17 protein-coding genes are annotated in these 17,028 nt (G+C 41.8%); 5 read left to right on the top strand and 12 right to left on the bottom strand.

The window, feature by feature from the left end:
• Nucleotides 1-43 precede the first annotated feature (43 nt).
• Nucleotides 44-1,234, top strand: coding sequence for a DUF2157 domain-containing protein (locus tag LEP1GSC185_RS09685; RefSeq protein ID WP_008591082.1), 1,191 nt, complete (start codon nt 44-46; stop codon nt 1,232-1,234).
• Nucleotides 1,231-1,791: a GDYXXLXY domain-containing protein gene (locus LEP1GSC185_RS09680; RefSeq protein WP_008591141.1), complete on the top strand. Its 561-nt coding sequence runs from the start codon at nt 1,231-1,233 to the stop codon at nt 1,789-1,791. Before LEP1GSC185_RS09685 ends, LEP1GSC185_RS09680 begins: the two co-directional genes overlap by 4 nt.
• Here the strand turns inward: LEP1GSC185_RS09680 and LEP1GSC185_RS09675 are convergent.
• The 5 genes from LEP1GSC185_RS09675 to LEP1GSC185_RS09655 form a co-directional block, all read right to left on the bottom strand.
• Nucleotides 1,763-2,641: an NAD(P)-dependent oxidoreductase gene (locus tag LEP1GSC185_RS09675; RefSeq protein WP_008591532.1), complete on the bottom strand. Its 879-nt coding sequence runs from the start codon at nt 2,639-2,641 to the stop codon at nt 1,763-1,765. The two genes, LEP1GSC185_RS09680 and LEP1GSC185_RS09675, sit on opposite strands and share 29 nt — an antisense overlap.
• Nucleotides 2,642-2,686: 45 nt before the next feature.
• Nucleotides 2,687-3,436, bottom strand: a complete 750-nt coding sequence (gene mce, locus LEP1GSC185_RS09670) for a mammalian cell entry protein Mce (RefSeq protein ID WP_008591769.1) — start codon at nt 3,434-3,436, stop codon at nt 2,687-2,689.
• Between the two features lie 74 nt (nt 3,437-3,510).
• Nucleotides 3,511-4,278 (bottom strand): ABC transporter ATP-binding protein, encoded by a 768-nt coding sequence (locus tag LEP1GSC185_RS09665; protein WP_008590059.1) that lies wholly within the window; start codon nt 4,276-4,278, stop codon nt 3,511-3,513.
• Between the two features lie 3 nt (nt 4,279-4,281).
• Nucleotides 4,282-5,061, bottom strand: coding sequence for an MlaE family ABC transporter permease (locus tag LEP1GSC185_RS09660; protein ID WP_008590801.1), 780 nt, complete (start codon nt 5,059-5,061; stop codon nt 4,282-4,284).
• A gap of 5 nt (nt 5,062-5,066) precedes the next feature.
• A complete protein-coding gene (locus LEP1GSC185_RS09655; RefSeq protein ID WP_008590309.1) occupies nt 5,067-6,467 on the bottom strand; it encodes a hypothetical protein in 1,401 nt (466 codons plus the stop codon).
• A 38-nt stretch (nt 6,468-6,505) separates the two neighbouring features.
• Here LEP1GSC185_RS09655 and LEP1GSC185_RS09650 point away from each other — a divergent pair, with 38 nt between their 5' ends.
• Nucleotides 6,506-7,567, top strand: coding sequence for a D-alanine--D-alanine ligase (locus LEP1GSC185_RS09650; RefSeq protein WP_008591071.1), 1,062 nt, complete (start codon nt 6,506-6,508; stop codon nt 7,565-7,567).
• A gap of 145 nt (nt 7,568-7,712) precedes the next feature.
• On the opposite strand, the gene metW is transcribed toward LEP1GSC185_RS09650, so the two are convergent.
• From metW to LEP1GSC185_RS09635, 3 genes are all read right to left on the bottom strand, one after another.
• Nucleotides 7,713-8,324: a methionine biosynthesis protein MetW gene (gene metW / locus LEP1GSC185_RS09645; RefSeq protein ID WP_008591316.1), complete on the bottom strand. Its 612-nt coding sequence runs from the start codon at nt 8,322-8,324 to the stop codon at nt 7,713-7,715.
• Nucleotides 8,321-9,430, bottom strand: a complete 1,110-nt coding sequence (gene metX, locus LEP1GSC185_RS09640) for a homoserine O-acetyltransferase MetX (protein ID WP_008590144.1) — start codon at nt 9,428-9,430, stop codon at nt 8,321-8,323. Before metX ends, metW begins: the two co-directional genes overlap by 4 nt.
• Before the next feature lie 117 nt (nt 9,431-9,547).
• Complete coding sequence (locus LEP1GSC185_RS09635; protein ID WP_008591311.1) at nt 9,548-10,852, bottom strand: O-acetylhomoserine aminocarboxypropyltransferase/cysteine synthase family protein; 1,305 nt, start codon at nt 10,850-10,852, stop codon at nt 9,548-9,550.
• Nucleotides 10,853-11,186: 334 nt separating this feature from the next.
• On the opposite strand from LEP1GSC185_RS09635, the gene impL63 reads away from it, so the two are divergent.
• Nucleotides 11,187-12,863, top strand: coding sequence for a cytoplasmic membrane protein ImpL63 (impL63, locus tag LEP1GSC185_RS09630; RefSeq protein ID WP_008591243.1), 1,677 nt, complete (start codon nt 11,187-11,189; stop codon nt 12,861-12,863).
• Here the strand turns inward: impL63 and LEP1GSC185_RS09625 are convergent, their stop codons facing one another.
• The 4 genes from LEP1GSC185_RS09625 to LEP1GSC185_RS09610 form a co-directional block, all read right to left on the bottom strand.
• Complete coding sequence (locus LEP1GSC185_RS09625) at nt 12,864-13,616, bottom strand: RsmE family RNA methyltransferase (RefSeq protein ID WP_008589587.1); 753 nt, start codon at nt 13,614-13,616, stop codon at nt 12,864-12,866. It abuts the gene before it with no gap.
• Nucleotides 13,617-13,622: 6 nt separating this feature from the next.
• A complete protein-coding gene (locus tag LEP1GSC185_RS09620) occupies nt 13,623-14,087 on the bottom strand; it encodes a hypothetical protein (RefSeq protein ID WP_008590628.1) in 465 nt (154 codons plus the stop codon).
• 62 nt (nt 14,088-14,149) lie between these two features.
• Nucleotides 14,150-14,974, bottom strand: coding sequence for a flagellar-coiling protein FcpB (fcpB, locus tag LEP1GSC185_RS09615; protein WP_008590453.1), 825 nt, complete (start codon nt 14,972-14,974; stop codon nt 14,150-14,152).
• Nucleotides 14,975-15,100: 126 nt separating this feature from the next.
• Nucleotides 15,101-16,396: an AAA family ATPase gene (locus tag LEP1GSC185_RS09610; protein WP_008596622.1), complete on the bottom strand. Its 1,296-nt coding sequence runs from the start codon at nt 16,394-16,396 to the stop codon at nt 15,101-15,103.
• 81 nt (nt 16,397-16,477) lie between these two features.
• Here LEP1GSC185_RS09610 and fliN point away from each other — a divergent pair, with 81 nt between their 5' ends.
• Nucleotides 16,478-16,996 carry a flagellar motor switch protein FliN gene (fliN, locus tag LEP1GSC185_RS09605; protein ID WP_008590289.1) on the top strand — a complete coding sequence of 173 codons (519 nt, stop codon included), beginning with the start codon at nt 16,478-16,480 and terminating at the stop codon, nt 16,994-16,996.
• Nucleotides 16,997-17,028: the final 32 nt, after the last annotated feature.

Below are 17,028 nucleotides of genomic sequence, written 5' to 3'. Positions count from 1 at the left end.
AAGGTTGACTGAATTCGATTTCATTCGGATAACCTTTCGCGTCATGAACTGGAAGAAAAAATTAAAAACTTGGGTAGATGGCGGGCTCATCAGCCAAGCCCAAGCAGAGTCCATTCTCAAATTCGAAGATTCTAAAAAAATTCCCTACGTATTCTATTCCTTTTTAGCCTTAGGAGTCGTTATCATCGGACTTGGGGTCGTTGCGATGGTGGCCGCGAATTGGGATAAGATCCATTATTCCGTAAAATTATTCGCCAGCTTTACGATACTTTCCGGGATCGGCATTACGATTCTTTATTCTCAAAGTAAAGAGATATGGAACGATACGATCCGTTATCTTTTGGTCTTACTTCTTTGTGTATTATTTTTTGCGAATATTGGTCTCGTTTCACAGATCTATCATACCCAAGGAAAATTATACCAAGCCCTTCTTCTATGGTCGGCAATCACGATCTTACTTGTGATCATGTATCCGGGAAGAGTGTTACAACATCTCTGGATCGCAGTATTCAGTTCTTCTTTTTTGAGTTGGATAGACAATCATCCTGATATCGGTTGGAAGGATAGAAGCCATTATTTTTCTCTCTTCTTCTTTATTGCATCTTGGGCATTCACAGGGATTGCGATCTTTACCGAGAGGAGGTTGGAAACTAAGGAGAGTAAAACTTCTATCCTGGTAAATCCGTTCTTGCTTTGGGCTTTCGGTTTCTTTTTAACTTCTTCTATTTGGGGAAGTTTCGAGACACACGATATTCCGAACCTGGATCAGGATCCCGAATTTGCCAGGAGATACGATTTACCTTTCTCTTGGTATTGGCCTTTACTTCTTCCAATTCTGTTGGTCGCGATTTCTCAAATTTTCAGAAACCGCTTTTCTCGCAGAAAGATCATTTTACTTTCTATTTCCGGAATATTCTTAGGATTTTTAAATTATCCTCAAGTGTTCCATTGGTACGGAAAATATCCAGCCATGATCTTTTTCTTTTTGGCCTGGATCCCTTTCACATTCTTATTTTTCGAATCCAGAAGATGGTTCGATCTATCTTTGCTGATCTTAGGTCTTCGATTCGTATCTATCTATCTGGAAGTATTCGGAAGTTTGCTGGCTACAGGGATCGGTTTGGTTGTTTCGGGGATCTTTATTTTGGGATTCAGTATATTAGTATTTAGAATGAGAGAAAAGATCAGAAATGCTGCGAACCAACTCTTCCAAGAGGAGGAATTAGGAATATGAAGAAGTTTTACATTTCGGTCCTTGCGGTATTTTTGCCGATTATAGTTTTGGCTTCCGTTGCATTGGAAAGAGAATTCGATCTTAGAAATGGAAAAGTTTTGATCCTTCCGATTACCGGGTACGACCCTAGGGATTTACTTTCAGGACAATATTTGAGATTTCAGATAGATCGAAAATATTCGGACGATATTTGTCAAAGAGGTGATTACGTTTCTTCTACGGTAGAATCTGCAACTGCAAGCGTGGATGGAAATAGACTTACTAAAAAGGAAGCCTGTGTTTGTTTTGATTCCAGAGAACCCTCTGAATACGAAATACGTTTTTACTCCGATTGTAAAGAGCTCAAAAACGACACGACTTGTTGGAATTACGTCAAAGGAGAATGTAATTACGGAAACTTTAATTATCCTTTCCGCAAATACTTTATCCCGGAAGAGGGCGCTCAAAAGTTGGAGGAACAACTCAGAGAACCCGGCGCTAAAATCCAATTGAGAGTGGATGAGAACGGAAATGGTCTTATCGAAAAGATCATTTGGCCGGATGTATCCTCGCAGTAACTTCGTTTAAGCTGCAATAATCCTTTTCCCCGAGACCCGCTTCGATTCCGGAGCGGTAAATCTCATCCAATCCGGAGCAAAGAGGCAATATTGTTCCGGATTCTTTTCCCAATGAGAGTGCATGTTTAAGATCCTTATACATATTCTTCAAAGCAAAATGAGTTTCATAATTTCCTGAAAATACGAATGGAAACTTGAATTCTGAAATTCCGGACTTAGCGGCGGATTGTTCTAAGATAGATTTTAGGATGGAAGGATCTATACCTTGGCTTTTTGCCAATGAAAAACCTTCCATATAAACTTGGAAGATCCCAGCTTGCACCATATTGAGTGCGATCTTTGCTTTTTGTCCGTCTCCTATGTTTCCGCAATACACGGTGTTCTTACCGCAGATCTCGAATATAAAAGAGATATCTTGGATCTCATCTTCCGATTTTGCTCCCACCATAAAGAGTATTTGTCCGTCCCTGGCAGCATTTTTAGAACCTGTCATTGGAGCGTCTATGAATGAAATATTATATTTATGGAATGTATTATTCAGTTTTAAAGTGAGAGAAGGGGAGGTTGTTCCTATATCTATTACATATTTTGCGTTTGTTTCCAAAAGTCCGGAAGAGAATACCGATTCTTCCACTACATGATCTTCCGTAAGACAGAGTATTATAATTTCCGAATCTTTTACTGCGTCTTTGATATTTCCGTGAATAAAGACTTTATCCGATTGTAGGTCTTTGATCTTTTCGGGATTACGAGCGAATAACTGAAGAGTATGTCCTTTGGAAGAGAGATTGTTTGCGATCCCTCTACCCATGATACCGGTTCCGATGATTGCGATTTTACGAGAAGACATAGGGAAAGTCTCCCGCAAAGAGCAGTATTTGGCAAGAAAAAGGTTTTAGAAAGAGCTAAGCGCCGCGCGGATAAAACTTGTGACCGGGGCTTGCTCCCTGGTATCTTCCAGACCTTCTCTCAGTTCTCTTAGAACGATCTGAGCGTCCGTTAAGACTGTATTCACATTGGTATGAAGATCGTCCCGGTTGATCAGTCTACCCAAGGTCCCATCTCCTGTGTTGATCTTAGTAGTGATATCCGCTACGTTGGAAAAAGTTTTTCTGATATCTCCTCTGTTTTCCGCGATCAATTCCGAAAGAGAGACCAGCGGATCCTGCAATACTCTTCCTTTTAAGGAGGCTCCACTGGTTTTATAATCCACTACTTGGAAGGTCCTGGGGGGGCCTTTACTTTCTTCCGTGGACTCGGAAGTTCCTGGATCTATGGAAATCACCCTTCCGGAAAGTAGACTTTCGTTACGTATTGCAATATCATAATTTTCGTACATACGCACAGGTTCTTTTAGAAGAATAGTGACTTCTACCCTGGTGGCGACTCCCACTTCCCCGGCGGGAAGTACAGCTCCATTCTCGTCTATCTGAATGAGTCGAATATTGGAAACATAGCCGAAGGGAACACCTTGTACGGTGACCTTATTTCCCACCTTGATCCCTTCCGAGTTTTTGAAATTGATCTTTAGGAATTCTCCCCGCTTTTGGACGGGTCCGCCTTCCGTCATAACGGTAAAATAACCGACTACGACTAAGGCGACGGAAAAAATAGCACCTACTAAAAGATAACGAAAGGATTTCATTTAGGATCCAAAACTCTTACTATATATATATATATCGGACTTTTTATCCAGAATATTCTCTTAGGACCCAGGTTTCAATTCTTAGTTTCCAGAATCATCGGCCCTTTGGTATGCCCATTAATAAACTGACGGATGAATTCGTTCGGAGAATTCTTCACTTCTTCCGGGGTTCCGGTAAATAGGACCTGTCCACCGTAAAAAAATGAAATGCGGTCGGCTATCATATATGCGCTGGACATATCATGGGTTACCACCACCTGTGCTGCGCCTGTTTCCTTTTTGATCCGAATAATCAGTTCGTTGATCACGTTCGACATAACAGGATCTAGACCTGATGTAGGTTCGTCGTATAATATGATCTGAGGATTGGAAGCGATCGCTCTTGCAAGTCCAGCTCTCTTCTTCATACCGCCAGAGATATCGTTCGGAAAATTATCCTTTGCGACAGTCATATCCACTAACCTGAGTTTTTCGGCAACGATACGTTGGATTTCCTCTTCCGGAAATAATTTATGCTCTCTTAAGGGGAGCGCAACGTTATCAAAAACGGTCATCCAGTTGATGAGCGCTCCTGATTGAAATAAGACTCCCATTTTAGCGCGGAGCTTTTCTCTTTCCGGAATGGTAACCCCTGAGATTTTTTCACCGAAGATCTTACATTCTCCAGCATCCGGATCCAAAAGGCCTGTGATATGTTTTAAGGTGACAGACTTTCCCGTTCCGGAAGGTCCAAGCACCACCATTGTCTCTCCTTTTTTAACCTGAAGATTCATACCTTTCAGGATCTTTCTTTGTCCGAAGGCCTTGTGCAGATTTATGAGTTCTATTGCGTATTCTTCCATAATTTATTCCCTATAGAAGATCGCAGTGATCACGTAACCGAAAAAGATTACCATCAAGAAGGAGGTAACCACTGATTCTCGGGTGGCTCTACCGACCCCGATCGCTCCTCCGCTCGTTCGTAAGCCGTGAGAACAGGAGATGGATGAAATGATGAGACCGAACACGTAACCTTTGAATAGTCCAGTGTACAGATCCTTAAGACCTGGAATGGAGGTGATCCTTTCGTTCACGTCCTGGAAATATACAATGTATTCTATTCCCAATTGAAAATGACCGACTAACGCTCCGCCTAAGATCCCCAAAATGCTGGAATATACGCAGAGCACAGGTACCATTAAAGAAAAACCTAATACTCTAGGGAATACCAGAAAGCGCACAGGATCGATAGACATTACTTCGAGAGCGTCAATTTCTTCCGAAACTTTCATGGTTCCGATCTCCGCCGCGATCGCAGATCCGATGGATGCAGCTAAAATAAGTGCGGTCATAAAAGGGGACATCTCTCGGGTGAGAGTGATCGTAAGAAGAAGTCCGATCTGACCTTCTGCCCCGAAATCCTTCAATCCAAGTCCTGTGTTTAATGTGAGAAGCATCCCTGTAAAAACGGCAACTACCGAAACTACGAATAAACTTCCGACACCGGAGATAAACATCTGGTCTAAAATTTCTTTTCTTTTTTCGACCGCAAATCTCAGGTTTAAAAAAGTTTCCGCGATCAAAATGATCGTATAACCTGCGGCGTATAGAGTATCGTTCGCTTTTTCTTTAAAGGATTCCAACATTTCGATTAGAGCCTAATCCACCAAAAAATCTGCACCGTGGTCTTATCCTTACTTCTTTCTAATCCGAATAGACCGTATAAAAATTGATAAGAAGTTTTTTCCGGAGTGGAGCTATATTCCACGAGCAATGGCACATGGATATGCAGTTCTTCTTCATTCCATCTCTGGGTATAAAGCCTCATTAAAAAAGAGAGCCTTTTTTCTCCGTTGGCCAATTTTTGATACTCAACGATAGACCAGACCGGATCCCAGATCCTTTCCACAAGTTCGGATTTTATCGGAAATAAAGAAAGAAAATTCCAAGTCAGGTTACCTTCTCTATCCTCATGCCAGCGGAAGAATGGCCAGAGCTTATAATAATTTTCTTCTCTTCCCCATTGAACGTAAGTCCTGTTCGTTCTCCACCAAAAAGGGATAAAGTAGGTCTCCGAAGATTTGAGATGATAACTATCCGTACTCAAACGGAAGTAAAAAGGAGTGAAAAATCTGGTCTCTTTGTAGGCGAATCTATAATAACCGTAAAAAGGAAATAAGATTAATTTTCTGTAATCTTCGTCGTCGTTTTGACCGTACTGGAAAAGGAAAAATAGAACGTTCAGATCCTTTTCATGAGTCCTTTTATCATATCCGTATGAAAACAAAGAACCTAAAATCGGAAACCAGAGAAAAGCTCTCGCCTTCATGTTCCCGAACTCGGAATCTTTGGAAAGGTAGAAAGGCCAAAACATTTTATAAGTAAAAGGTTCTCTTTTATCTTCGTTGATACTTCCCCATTGTATAAAAGGCCAAAGGATAGAATAACGTTCGTATTTTCCCTTATGGATCTTATGAGAATAAAACGGCAAGATCCTAAGATCGTTTCTGACTTCCGAACCTCCCCACATAACCAAAGGCCACAAGATCGAATGGGCGTTGTAATTCTTGTATTTCCAATTAGAATACAAAGGGAATAGAGTAAAATTCAACTCTGCGTAACTGACCTTTCCTCTGAGTCTTCCGAAAAGAGGGAAAAATCCGAAATAGGACTCTCTTGCGGTTTCTCCTTTTCCCCAAATCAAAAGCGGAGAAAGAGTATCCTCGTCCCAACCTAGATCGTCGTGATAGGCTTCCGTTCCGCTGATGAAAAATAAAAAACTCCATACCCTCCAATAATCCGTTTTTTCGGAATAGTAGATCGGGAATAAGAATGTATCGTATCTATAATTGGATTTAGTTTCTTTATAAGTGGAGAAGAAAGGTCTGAAGATATGCTCTTCTTCTCCCAATCTTTTTTCGGATTGGTATAAGAACCAAAATTGTTTGTATTCGGAAGGGTAAGGTGAAACCGGTTTGAAAGGGTATTCTGAAAATAGACTTTCCGTACAAACTAGGAAGAAAAGGATCAGTACTAGATTCTTATTTATCATTCTTCCCGGAAAATCCTAAGCAACAGGGGATTAGATCATTGAAAATTGCAGTTTTATTCGGCGGAACTTCCACAGAACACGAAATTTCCCTGCGCACAGGCACTTTCATAAGTAAAACTTTGTCTGCCATGGGACATTCGGTCAAACCCATTCTGATTTCCAGAGACGGGAGGTGGGCGATCCCTAAAGAGTATCGACCAGAGTTCCCGGAAGGAAATCCCAAGGATCCGGAAGAGTATTTAAGGGAATTCGAAGAACTTCATGCCATAAGCGCCGGACCGTTTTCCTCGTTAGATTGTGATGTCGCATTTTTAGGATTACATGGAACGAGCGGAGAAGACGGTTCTGTCCAAGGATTCTTAAAAGTTCTTGGGATACCATTCACAGGTTCCGATGTAAAAGCTTCTGCGCTTGCAATGGACAAGATCAGAGCAAATCGATTGTTCCAACTCGCAGGAATGTCCGTGGCTCCGTTTTGGGAATTGAGAAAAAAAGAATATTCCGAAAATCCGACTTTGGTCGAAAATTCCGGTTTAGAATATCCTCTTTTTCTAAAACCGGTAGAAGGCGGTTCTAGTTTTCATACATTCAGGATAGAAGGACCGGAAGATCTACGTAAAAGACTGCCCGAATTTTTCGATGCGGAAGAACACGCAATCTTGCAAAAATTCCTAAAAGGAACGGAAGTTTCCTGTGGAGTCTGGGAAAAGAAAGAAGGTTCCAAAAGAATTTTAGAAGCTCTTCCTCCTACGGAGATTATCCCAGGTGGAGAATTTTTCGATGTGGAATCCAAATACAAACCGGGACTTTCCCAAGAGATCACTCCTGCTCGTTTGCCTGAAAAGATCATCTCCAAGATCCAGGAACAATCCATTCTCGCCCACAAAACACTAGGTTGTGAAGGTTACTCTAGAACGGATTTTATAATCGTAGGAGAAACTCCATTCGTTCTGGAAACAAACACGTTACCCGGAATGACTGAGACAAGCCTTATCCCTCAACAAGCTAAGGCAGCAGGGATACCTATCCAAACATTGTATCAGTCTTTGATCGACCAGGCGCTCGAAAGAGCAGGGGTAGCTCCGGCCCAGAGAGTTTAGAACTATAATTACCACGCAGAGGCGCAGAGCCGCGGAGGGGAATTGATTTCATGTGTAGGAACTCTTACAAAACCCTCTGCGGCTTCGCGTCTCTTGCGTGAGAAAACCTCTGCGCCTCTCCAAACTCCGTGAACTCTTTACGAAACTACCTGATCTGAAAGAGAGCCAACTTCGCAAAAAAGTTCGGACGGAATTTTACCTGCTTCAGATCGGTAAAAAATGCTTTGTCTTCCACGGTAAAACCTCGGATATCACAGAATTCTTGGAAGTCCAGAACGGAAAGAAAATGTAAGTTAGGTGTATTAAACCAGCGATAAGGAAGAAGATCCGTAACAGGAGTTTTTCCTTGGAAAAGAATTCTAAAACGAACTTCCCAGTAACCAAAGTTCGGAAAAACGATGATCACACGTTTACCTATCCTTAAACATTCTTTTATAATGTCGCCTGGATGTCTAGTCTCTTGGATAGTCTGGTTTAAGATCACGTAATCGAAACGTTTGTCTTCGTGATGGCTTAAGCCCTCGTCAATATCTCCGTGGTGAACATAAACTCCTTTGCGGATACATTCTACGATTGCGTCCTCGTCTTTCTCGATACCTTGTCCTCTGATCCCTTTTTGTTTTAGAAGATAAAGAAGATCTCCATTACCGCAACCAAGGTCCAAAACTCTGGAACCTGGTGAGATCGTATCCAGAATATATGCGAAATCCGGCCTTTCACTCAGAGTGGTGCTACTTAAGATCTTAGAATCTATCATTCGTTCACCGGCATATTTAGGAAACCTCTGATCACATCTTCCTGTTTTTGGTTAGGAAGTAGAAAACTATCATGGCCTTCGTTCGTAGTAAGTTCCACATAAAAGACTCTTTTATCTGAAGCTTCTAAACTTTTCACAATTTCTCTGGATTGAGAAGGAGGGTAGAGCCAATCAGAACTATAAGAGACCACTAAAAATCTACACTGAGCTGGACTGAGAGCTTTAGTAAGTTCCTGGCCTTTGCCCAAACTAAAATGATCAAGGGCCTTGGTTACATAGATATATGAATTCGCATCAAACCGATCTACGAAACTTTCTCCCTGGTAGATTAAATAACTTCCTACTGCAAAATCCGAATTTAACAGATTTCCTACTGGCGGTTTCCTGCCGAATTTTTCTCTCATCTTATGGTCGGAAAGATAAGTAATATGGCCCATCATTCTTGCTAAGGCGAGACCTTTTCTAGGAGTTGCATTATCTTCGTACAATCCGTTATTCCAATTCGGGTCGGAAAGGATTGCCTGCCTTCCTACTTCGTTAAAAGCGATCTGCATTGCTGAATGTTCTGCGGAAGATGCTAGTATTATACAATTCTCTAAAGCATCCGGATAAGAAATACTCCATTGTAAAGCCTGCATTCCTCCCATGGAACCGCCGGCCACACAAAGCAATCTTTGGATACCGAAGGATTCTACCAAAAGTTTTTGAGCGGCTACCATATCCTTGATGGAAACGAAAGGGAAGCTGGAACCGTAAGGTTTACCGCTTACTGGATTGATACTCATAGGTCCAGACGAGCCTTTACATCCGCCGATCACATTAGAAGATATTACAAAATATTGATTTGTATCGAATGCTTTACCGGGACCGATATATTCGTCCCACCAACCGGGACGTTTTTCCCCTTCCGAATGAAAGCCTGCGGCATGAGCGTCTCCTGAAAGTGCATGGCAAATCAGTATTGCATTGTCTTTGTTGGGAGAAAGAGTTCCGTAGGTCTCGTAGGCGACTATGGTGGGAGAAAGGATGGAACCGTTGTCCAGGCGTAGATCTCCCAGCACTGCGGTTTTTGGTTCTACTATTCCGACGGATTGATTCGATCCCATGTTTTAAGTTCCAAATAACTAAGCCACTTTCCTTTTTCAGACGATCCAAAGCAAGCTTAGGAAAGCAAAAAGAGAAAGTGGCTGATTATTAGACGATTTTTTGGATAGAGCCGGAAGTCACACCTTTTTCAGAGCTTCGTCCAGGTCCGTAATGATATCGTCTATATGTTCCAAACCGACAGATAGTCTGATGAACTCAGGAGTAACACCCGCTGCCAATTGTTCTTCCGGACTCAACTGCTGGTGAGTAGTGGAAGCTGGATGGATCGCAAGTGATTTTGCATCTCCTACGTTTGCGAGCAAGGAGAATAATTCCAAACCGTCTATCAACTTCTTCGCTTCCGGAATTCCACCTTTTACTCCGAACCCGATGATCGCTCCGAACAATCCTCTCGTATGGTATTTTTTAGCCAGAGTATAGTTTTTATCGGAAGGAAGGCCAGGATAGTTCACCCAAGTTACTTTAGGATGTTTAGAAAGATATTCCGCAACCTTTAGGGCATTTTGAGAATGTTGGGTGACTCTCAAATGAAGAGTTTCAATACCTTGTAGGATATTAAATGCGTTAAAAGGAGAAATTGCAGGTCCCAAATCCCTTAAACCTTGGACACGGGCTTTGATGATGAATGCGATATTCACTCCGCCAAACGGCTCGAACTTACCGAAAACATCCCAAAATTTCAGGCCATGATAACTTGGATCCGGCTCAGTGAAGTTCTTAAATTTGCCGTTCCCCCAGTTGAATTTACCCGAATCCACGATGATCCCTCCAATGGAAGTTCCGTGGCCTCCTAAAAACTTGGTCAAAGAGTGAACTACAATGTCCGCGCCGAAATCGATAGGACGAACAAGATAAGGAGAAGGTAATGTATTGTCGATTACTAGCGGGATCCCGGCATCGTGAGCGACCTTAGCAACCGCCTCGATATCCAGAGTATCCAACTTAGGATTTCCCAAGGTTTCGGCAAAGATAGCTCTAGTCTTATCATTGATCGCTTTTTTGAAATTTTCAGGATTCGATTGGTCCACGAAATGGACTTTGATCCCCAACTTAGGGAAAGTATAGTGGAGAAGGTTATAAGTTCCTCCATAAAGGGAAGAAGAAGCTACGATCTCCTGACCGGATTCGACTATATTCAAAAGTGCTAATGTTTCTGCCGATTGTCCGGAAGCGGTAGCGAGTGCGGCAACTCCGCCTTCTAATGCCGCAACTCTTTGCTCTAAAACATCAGTAGTCGGGTTACCGATTCTGGTATAAATATTACCGAATTCCTGGAGACCGAATAGTCTCGCTGCATGATCTGTGTCCTTAAAAACATAGGACGTAGTTTGGTAGATAGGGACTGCCCTGGACGTGGTTGTCGGATCTGGGGCCTGTCCTCCGTGAAGAACGATTGTTTCTGGTTTGTAGTTTCTTGCCACGCTTAAGACTCCTTTTTACTGAGAGTAGAAAATTGCTCTACAATGTCCATCTAAAATTTGTTAAATAAGATAAAATAATCGTTATAACGGATATGGGGGAAGGAAGAGAAACTTGCAAAATTCTTTTGAAAATCCATCCCTTAAGAAATGAAATTCAGCATATTTTGGAAAATATTTTCTAAAATACGAGAAATATTCCCGTTTTATTGGTTTTTCAACGCAAGGTTCTGATAGAATCGGTTAGTCATTTAGATTCCGCGTACGTAATACGATACTAGTGGTACTATTTTTGGATGAATTGAAATGCGGTCCCCGGAGAAATTCCGGCTCAAATATGAAATTAAACTTTTTGAATTTATTTAGAAGATCTTTATTACTTCCGGGAATTCTACTTCTCTCTTTTTATCTTTTGCCTGCAGAAGATCTTGAGGCACAACTTTGGATGCCTCCCGGCAGACAATATATGCAACCTCCTGATCCATTTACATTCGATGCAGGGGTAAACAAGTTCAATAACGACTATTATCTATATCTTGCTCCCACCTTAAATTTGAATTTCGGGGGAGAATTCGGACTATCACTCACGGCTCCGATGAACTTTCTCGCATACGATCAGGATCCGAAAGATCCTACCTTAAAAGTAGGAAGCATTCGTAAAATCGACTACGACCAAAAGAGCGATTATCTAAGGCTGATCAATAATATCTGGTACGGGACTTACGGACTTTATAAACCTGGAGAGACTACCTTCTCTTTTTATGCTGGAAAACTTTTTGATGGATATATAGGGCACGGAACCATAGTAAACCGTTACGTAAACAACCAAAGGATAGACATTTACAATGTGGGTCTAATGGCGGATTTTAATAACGATTATGGAGGAGTGCAGGTATTTACAAATTCGGTTTATACTCACGAGATAGGCGCGGCTAGAGGATACGTTCGTCCTTTTGCGATCGCATTCAAATTATTCGATCTATTTACGGGAAGATCCCAATTATTTGGGATGTTGCAACTTGGACAAGGAAACGTGGCGGACGAAGCCGGTCGAAAAAAAGTCTATGAAGAAGCAGGAGTAGATCCTGAAGACAGAGAAAAATACAGAGCTTTGGTAGAGGACCAAAAGACCCACCAAATGAGAGAAGAGATGATCCCTATCGAGAAAAAGCCTGAATCTCGTAAGGAAAAGTTAAAAGAGTTCTTCAATCAGGACAATTTCGCAAATAGATTCTCTATAGGCTATACGACTGCATTCGATACAAAGGCTCCGACACAACTTTCATTCGATACAACCGGCCGTTTACGTTTGGATTCCAATAATAACCCGCTCGTGGAACAATCTGAAAGACTGATCATCCAAGGTATGGATGCAGAATATAAACTCATCAGCACAAAGTATATAGAGATCACTCCGTACTACGACGTAAACACCATTAAATTATTGAACTCTAAAGGAACTCATACGGGTGCAATGTTCCGCTTCGGTGGAAAAGATATCTATGCTAAGATCAAACCTGAATACAGGAATATGGATGCGAACTATATTCCGATGTATTTCGATAGCTTTTACGAATTGGAGAGATACCAATCCAATGTGAACTCTCAACTACCAATGACAAAGCTGGAAGCTGCCAAACTTATGGACCCGGATGGAGCAAGACTGAAAGGATATTTCACTTCCGTAGTATTTAATTTTTATAGAGTTTCCTTAGAAGCGAATTATGAAAATTATTCAGGACCGAATAACTCCAGGATATTCGTAGGTTTGTATTTCCCGATCGGTTCTTTTTTCATGATCTCCGGATATTATACGCGTAAGAATTTTGATCAGAATAAAGACGCATTCAAGGTGGACGATAACTCAGTCGGTGCGATAGAAGCCGCTCTGAACCTTGGATTTATAGCGATCAGAGTCCAAGACATCCGCAGATGGGTTTACGATAGCACCTCGAATAGTTTCGTTGCCCAAGACGAACAAAAGGTTCTGTTCTCTAATTCTTTGTCCTTCTAATCAACGAGGGAGAGAGTTTTCCCATTGGGAAAGAAAGAAGGACACCGCCTGTTCCGATCTTAAAACGGACGAAGAAAGTCTTACTCCCGGGATATTTGATTTTCTGAATATTTCCAATTCTGCTTTCGTCCAACCGGGCTCCGGTCCTACTAAAATGCAGTATTCTTTTTCATCCAAGGGTAGAAACTCTTGGATAGATCTTCCTTTTTTATCCAAATAGAAAAACTTACGGGAAGAGTTTATTATCTCCGAAATAGATCCCTTTTTTTGAAAACTAGACTTTTTGCCAGGTGGAACAAATCCAAGCTCCCATTTTGGAAAAAAAACATTCCCGCCTTGTTCCATTCCTAGAATCAATTTTTCTCTGATATTCTCTTCTTTCCAAATAGGGGAGGTGAGATATTCCGTTCTAGATAGTGAAGCAAGCCTGAATTCCAAAGATTGTACTCCCCAAACGCCGGCCAATTCTAAGATCTTTTCCACAGTAGGAGGTCTTTGAACGGAGAGGATTAGATGGATGCTTGGACTTCTTCTTTTAGGTTTTAAAATTTCTGTGTAAGATCCTAAAATTCCGTCTGGAGACAGTTTTCGAATTTTAAAGATCCCTAAACTAGTGTCCAGTAAACCGGCCTTGATCCTATCTCCTTCTCTTTTTTGTAAAACTTTTAGAATATGATTGATCCGACCCTGATTAGAGATCTTGAATTCCCCAGAATGAATCTTCTGAGAGGGATCCAATATTAGGTAGTTCATAAAAATCTAAATTTCTACTTGGGGAGCGTTATTCTCTTCTTCCCCTGGAGTTGGAACGGAAGGCTCCTGAGTCTCCGGAGTATCCCAATTCGGAACGGAATCGTTCCAGTTTTGGGAAGAAAAGAAACATGCTCTTGCGATCCCTATCAGGATCAGGATGAATAGAATATATTTTGCGAGTAGAGGACCGAATCCTGTCCGGTTTGGATCATTATAATTTTCGAATGATCGAGGCTGTTCTCGTTCTCCTGGATTTTGCCAGCCAAAAGATCGATTCCGACTGAATCTGGATTTGATAGATTCGAATTTATCTTTTAGAAAACGAAAAAATCCCCGTATGGAACGGGGACTCTTAGAACCGGAATCTCCTCCGGGGAGATCGTATCTTCCGCCTCTAAAACTGGCCGGGTCTTCCGGATCAAAAACGAAAGAATGATAACATCTAGGACACCGAACAGTCAGTCTTCCCAAATCAATGGGAATCCTGAGTTCAGTGCCGCAGGAAGAACAAGGAAGAATATACCGCACTTAGCTTAGTATTTCAGGGATTCCTTGAGCGTATTAACGTTCTCTTTGTAATTCTCATTACCTAATTGGTCGTTGTAATCGAAAATTTTGGTAAATAATCTGTCGAACGAATCCAAATGTTTAATGTAGAACGTCTTTTTGAAAGTGTTACGGATCGGGTGAGTCTTGGTATTTTCTACGTTAGCAAGAACGTATTTACCGACACCTTTTTCGCTAGGAGTTTCTGGGCGACCACCTTCAGGATAACCGTTCTTTTGATAAAAAAGTTCGATTTTATCGTTATGACCTGGTTGATCGTTAGGAGCTCTGTCGATGATCTCGGAAACCGATTTATCTTCGATCAGGAAGTTGTTCTTATAAACTCTGCTGATAATTTTGCTGATCTTACGGGGAGGTTCCATTCTAGGATCCGGATCGTTTGAGTTAGGTCCTTCGAAGAAGATTTCCATATATTTGGAAAGTCCACCTTGAACGATCTTACCTTGGCCTCTTTCCTCGTCCTTAATGAAATCGTAAACTTCTACTCGGATACAGTTATTTGCTGCATCTTCTTGTGCGTTACTGCTGGAAACCACACATTCGTCGTTGTTTGCTTTTCCTTTGTAAAGAACGGTTCTGAATGGAAGAACACGTACTTTCATTTTCATAAGTACGGTATGACGTTTCAGTCTTTCGTTTAGAGCGGTAACTCTTTGGTCCAGACCTTTTTCCGTTTCAAGGATAGCCGCACCGGTTTGACCGTCTTCCTTCTTTTGGCCTTGGTTGTCTTGAGCGTTGAGTATGCCTGCGATTGAAAAAATTGCCAGGCAAAATGCGATTTTGCGTTTCATTGTACCCTATTTCCTTGGTCTCTTCTGCGTTTGAGTTTCCCCGAAAGTCGAGAATACCCTGTCTCTAGTATCGGTAAAATAGACTCCCGATTAAATCCAAGACTTACATTTTCGCACCGAAAACGTTTATTTTCCGGATTTTGAACTCGTTTCCAAATACAGTTCATAGGGGGGAGGAGTCGGTTTCAATCCTTTTTCGATCAGGTAAGCCGCCCATCTCCTTTCCACAAAATCGCAGAAATCCCGTAAATCCCGGCCAGAATGCGATCCCAATCGTTGTGAAATTGTTAAACGCTCCGAATCCTGTAGATGTTTAGCATAATTCCCTAATATCGCAGCCCTTTCTTTTTCGTTAGGCAGGGGGAAGAATACGGATCTGTCGAATCTGGAAAGCAAAGCCTTATCCAAGTCCTGTTTTCTATTGGTAGCCCCCAGGGTAATTGATTTTTGTCCCCCTTCGAAACCATCTAGTTTTCGTAATAATACTGATAGAATGTTCCGGGTAGCCTCAAATAGGCCGTCGTCCCTGGAGCCTGCTAAGGAATCTATTTCGTCCAAAAATAAAAGGCAAGAAGGGAATAGGGAAGCCACGTCAAAGACATAAGCCATGTTCTGGGCGCTTTCCCCATAATATTTACTTAAAATGGATTCTACCGGCACATAGATGAGAGGGATTTCCGTCATACATGAAATCACCTTTGCCATTGTGGTTTTTCCGACCCCAGGTTCTCCTTCCAAAAGAATTGCTCTTGGTTTTGTTCTTCCGGGAAATTTACGAGTGAGTTTGGAAAGTTCCTCTAAGGTTTCAGGAGATTTTAGAGGAAGTATAATGGATTCTAATATTTGTCTTTTGACATCCTCGTAACCTGCGATGGCCTCGAATGTCATCCAGTCTCCCTTCTTCTTAGCTTCTATCGGATCGAACACATCGATCCCTAGTCTGAGTAAAAGTTCTTTTGGATTTTGGACCGACTCTTGTTTAGAAAGTCTGAGATACTTGAATAGATCGATTGCGGAAAAAATCTCCTCTCTATGGAAATCTCCCTTTTTAGTGATCTCTATTTTGCTTTGGTTCCTTCCCGCATAAAAACGGAACTTTGCATTGTCTAAAATGTTTTTAGTTTCGAATAGATTCTCATTCAGGGCTTGTAGGCAAACATATCCCGGTTCGAAAGTATGGATCCTCAGATTTTCAATATGGTTACGAACTATCTGGATACAATCCAGCAACTGTGCTTTGTCAGTGCCAGGGATAGGAAATTCGATCCTGAGATCTTTTTTGTCAGGCACAAATGCGGGAAGTTCCGCATCCTTGACTCCCAGACCTTTTAATTCCGAGTAAAGTAGGTTTTTTGCCTGGGTAAAATCCAGGATATTTCCGGAATTTCGCGCCGACGGAGGGGTCAAATCTTCAGGTTTCATTCTTTCTTCCCTAGAATTTCTCTTGTATAATCTTTCGGTTCTGTCGAAGAATTTAGAAAGAACCTTTGGAGGCAAGTCCTAATGGGTGAAGGCTCCCTTTCACAAGACGATATAGACGCATTACTAACCGGGTCCAGTCCTGGCGGTGGGGGCGGTGGCTCAGCAGATTTTAATCTGAGCGGAGAATTGGATTCCTTATTAGGAGATGCAGGCGGTGGAGCAGGTGCTTCTACTTCTCCTGCATCTGGAGGAGCTCCATCTTTCGCGGATATTGCGGCGGCCTTGGGACCTTCTTCTACTCCTGCGCCCCCAAAAGCAAGCGCTCGCTCTAGTTCCGTTTCTTCCAATACCGCGAACCTTAATCTATTACTAGATGTTAATGTGGCTCTTACTGTTGAATTAGGTAGGACAAATATGTACATTAAAGATGTCCTAGGTCTGAACGAAGGTGCAGTTGTAGAACTGGACAATGCAGTCGGAGAAGATTTGGATATTTTAGCAAACGGCAAGCTGGTAGGAAAGGGAAAACTGGTCCTATTGGATGATTATTACGGAATTAGAATTACCGAGATAGTTGATCCATCTAGAAGAATGATCTAAATAGAATTTTCGTATCCGGAAATGATTTTCCG

The sequence above is a fragment of the Leptospira licerasiae serovar Varillal str. VAR 010 genome, from assembly GCF_000244755.1.
In the GTDB taxonomy this organism is placed as follows: domain Bacteria; phylum Spirochaetota; class Leptospiria; order Leptospirales; family Leptospiraceae; genus Leptospira_B; species Leptospira_B licerasiae.
The sequence above is the reverse complement of the archived record's forward strand: the minus strand, read 5'-3'. Positions and strand labels throughout refer to the sequence as shown.